Annotated in this window: 3 protein-coding genes and 1 pseudogene; all 4 read right to left on the reverse strand. The window is 55.9% G+C overall.

Annotated elements, in window-relative coordinates; genetic code table 11:
* Nucleotides 1-432 (reverse strand): GDP-mannose 4,6-dehydratase (locus BG74_RS17675; protein WP_244267411.1); only part of this gene is annotated, 432 nt, incomplete at its 3' end.
* Entirely contained in the window at nt 429-1,691 is a 1,263-nt protein-coding gene (gene wecC / locus BG74_RS07070) for a UDP-N-acetyl-D-mannosamine dehydrogenase (RefSeq protein WP_066597510.1), read from the reverse strand. The genes BG74_RS17675 and wecC, both read right to left, overlap by 4 nt.
* Nucleotides 1,692-1,695: 4 nt before the next feature.
* The gene (gene wecB, locus BG74_RS07075) at nt 1,696-2,820 is read right to left on the reverse strand and encodes a non-hydrolyzing UDP-N-acetylglucosamine 2-epimerase (protein WP_066597511.1); all 1,125 of its coding nucleotides are present in this window, start codon (nt 2,818-2,820) and stop codon (nt 1,696-1,698) included.
* 106 nt (nt 2,821-2,926) lie between these two features.
* Nucleotides 2,927-3,332, reverse strand: a pseudogene (locus BG74_RS20795) (hypothetical protein); the annotation flags it as partial.

Consider the following 3,332-nt stretch of genomic DNA (forward strand, 5'->3'; position numbering starts at 1 on the left):
GTCATTGGGTAGGTCGCCGTATACTTCATCGGTGGAGATATGGTGAAAGCGAAAGGCGGCGCGCGCAGCCAGCGGCAAGCTCTGCCAATAACCTCGGACCGCTTCCAGAAGAATCGAGGTCCCGGTGATGTTGGTATCGATAAACGCCGCTGGGCTGTCAATGGAGCGATCTACATGGCTTTCTGCTGCCAGATGCATAATGGCATCTGGCAGGAACCCCGCAAGCAGTCGTGCCATTGTCGGGCCGTCACCGATATCGGCGTGGGCGAAACGGTAGTGAGGATGACCGGCGACTGGCGCCAGCGAGTCCATATTGCCGGCATAGGTCAATTTATCCACTACCAGCACCCGATCAGTGGTGGTTTCGATAATATAGCGCACCAGCGCCGAGCCGATAAACCCTGCTCCGCCCGTAATCAGCAGACGTCTCATCGCCAGACTCCGCGTGTATCTACTATCCAACGTTGACGGATAGCGGAAGGCGCAAGAGCGCGGAATTGATGATGGTCTACCAGCATGACCAGAACATCTGCCGTCGCCAGAGCGTGATCTCGGTCCGCCAGGGTGACCAATCCATCCAACGATGTTGGCAGCACGTCAACATTCGGCTCCACCACCAACGTCTGGCCGCGATGCCAACGGGTGATAAGCTCCGTCACATACAGCGCTGGACTTTCACGTAGGTCGTCTATATCTGGTTTAAACGCTAGCCCGAAGCAAGCGATGATCACATCGCTGCTGCCGCGCCCGCTGTCATTAAGGCAATCCGCCACTGCCGCCTTCACTTTTTCCACCACCCAATCGGGTTTATCATCATTAATCTGGCGCGCGGTACGGATAAGCCGCGCCTGTGCTGGATTCTGAGCTACAATAAACCACGGATCCACCGCGATGCAATGGCCGCCGACTCCTGGTCCAGGCTGCAAAATATTGACCCGTGGATGGCGATTGGCCAGTGCTATCAGCTCCCAGACGTTGATTTGCTGTTCCGCGCAGATGACCGACAGCTCATTGGCGAAGGCAATGTTCACATCGCGGAAGCTATTCTCAGTCAGCTTACACATTTCGGCAGTGCGGGCATTTGTAACCACGCATTCCCCTTCTAGGAAAATGCGATACAATTCGGCAGCGCGCGCCGAGCAGCACGGCGTCATACCGCCGATCACCCGGTCATTTTTAATCAGCTCCACCATAATCTTGCTAGGAAGTACCCGTTCCGGGCAATAGGCGATATTGATATCTGCCGCCTCTCCAGCCTGGTGTGGGAAGGTCAGATCGGGACGCGCGACCGCCAGCCAGCCGGCCATCTGTTCAATTGTACCCACCGGCGACGTGGACTCAAGGATTACCAGACACCCGGGCTCTAAAACCGGCGCCAGCGATAAAACTGCCGCCTTTACATAGCTAAGATCCGGCTCATGGTCGTGCTGAAAAGGTGTCGGTACGGCAATGAGGAACGCGTCCGCGGGCTGCGGCTGGCTCACCGCCCGCAGCAGACCCTGGCGCACAGCATCGGTCACTACTCGGCCTAAATCCGGTTCAATGATGTGTATCGCGCCGCGGTTGATGGTGTCCACAGCATGCTGATTCGTGTCTACTCCTATCACCCGTTTGCGGCGCGAGGCAAACGCCGCGGCGGTGGGCAGACCGACATACCCTAGTCCAATAACGGAAATTGTGTCAAAACTCATGGATTCACCTGCCATCTTTTTTTAATACAGTGATAATCCGCTCACAGGCGTGGCCATCGCCATAGGGGTTATGCGCCCGGCTCATCCGTTGATATGCCTGAGCATCATTCAGCAGCTGCGATACTGCCTGGTGAATCGCCTGCTCGTCCGTACCTACCAGCCGCACGGTGCCAGCCGTCACTGCCTCTGGCCGCTCTGTAGTATCGCGCATTACCAGCACAGGTTTTCCCAGAGAGGGAGCTTCTTCCTGGATCCCGCCAGAGTCCGTCAGAATAATCGTGGCGCGATTCATTAAATAAACGAACGGCAAATAGTCCTGTGGATCAATTAATTTTATATTGGCGATACCGTTAAGCATACGGTTTACCGGTTCACTGACGTTAGGATTAAGATGCACCGGATAGACCACCTGCACGTCGGGACGATCAAGAGCGATACGCACAAGCGCGGCGCAAATGTGCTTGAAACCGTCTCCAAAGCTCTCTCGGCGGTGGCTAGTGACCAATATCATCTTCTGCACGCCGTCGAGAAACGCGTAAAGCTTATCTAAGCTGGCATGTAACCCGGTATTGCCTGTTACCTGGTCCAGCACCCAAGACAGCGCATCGATAACCGTATTGCCGGTCACCGCGATACGCGCTGCCGGTAGTCCCTCTGCCAACAGGTTGGCACGGGCATTATCGGTGGGCGCGAAATGCCAGCGGGCCAAGTGGCCTGTCAATTTGCGATTCGCCTCCTCCGGCCAGGGAGAGGACAGATCGCCAGTGCGCAGACCTGCTTCCACATGGCCCACGGGGATATGCTGATAAAACGCCGCCAGACTGGCGGCCAAGGTGGTGGTAGTATCGCCATGCACCAGCACAACGTCTGGATGGAAGTCGCCGAGCACCGGCTGCATACTGGTCAATATGCGGCTGGTTATCTCGCCAAGGCCCTGCGCCGGGCGCATGATATCTAAATCGTAATCGGGCACGATCGCAAACAGACGTAACACCTGATCCAGCATCTCACGATGTTGGGCCGTCACGCAGACGCGGGTCTCAAAGGCCGGATCATCTGCCATAGCCAGAACTAGCGGCGCCATTTTGATGGCCTCCGGCCGTGTGCCAAAAACGATTAACACTTTCACAACAGTTCCCTTTATTCTGAGCAAAGCCGGCAACGGCTTGGAATACAATAGGCTGAGCGACTAACGGCAGCGGACTATCCCGACAGTTTAATGCCTGTCGGCGACATTAACGACGGCGCACCAGCACGACGCCAGAGCCCAGCAGCATACCTACGGCTCCCCACAAAATAAGTAGGAACAGGCGACGTGGCTTATTGCGTTTTACCGGCTCTTCGGGGATCCTCAAATAAATGGTAGGTCTTAAAGCTCTTTTAGTACCGGCCCTATATTAATAAAGGTAGTTAACATCGCGCAGTTTTGGTTGTAATCGGTATTACAGGTCGGTCCGGCCGCTTGCAGAGCGTCCAGATGTGCCTGCAAGAGCGGGCATCCCAGCAGAAACATTTCGGATTGCGGCACTTCCCAGTGGTGATGCCGGTTCGGCTGCGGTTGGATACCCTACTCGAGCGTCAGTTTCGACGCCTGATTAAGCTATTGTCGCTCGCACTGATACACCGCCTCTGCTGCCGTCT

It is taken from the genome of Sodalis-like endosymbiont of Proechinophthirus fluctus (genome assembly GCF_001602625.1).
In the GTDB taxonomy this organism is placed as follows: domain Bacteria; phylum Pseudomonadota; class Gammaproteobacteria; order Enterobacterales; family Enterobacteriaceae.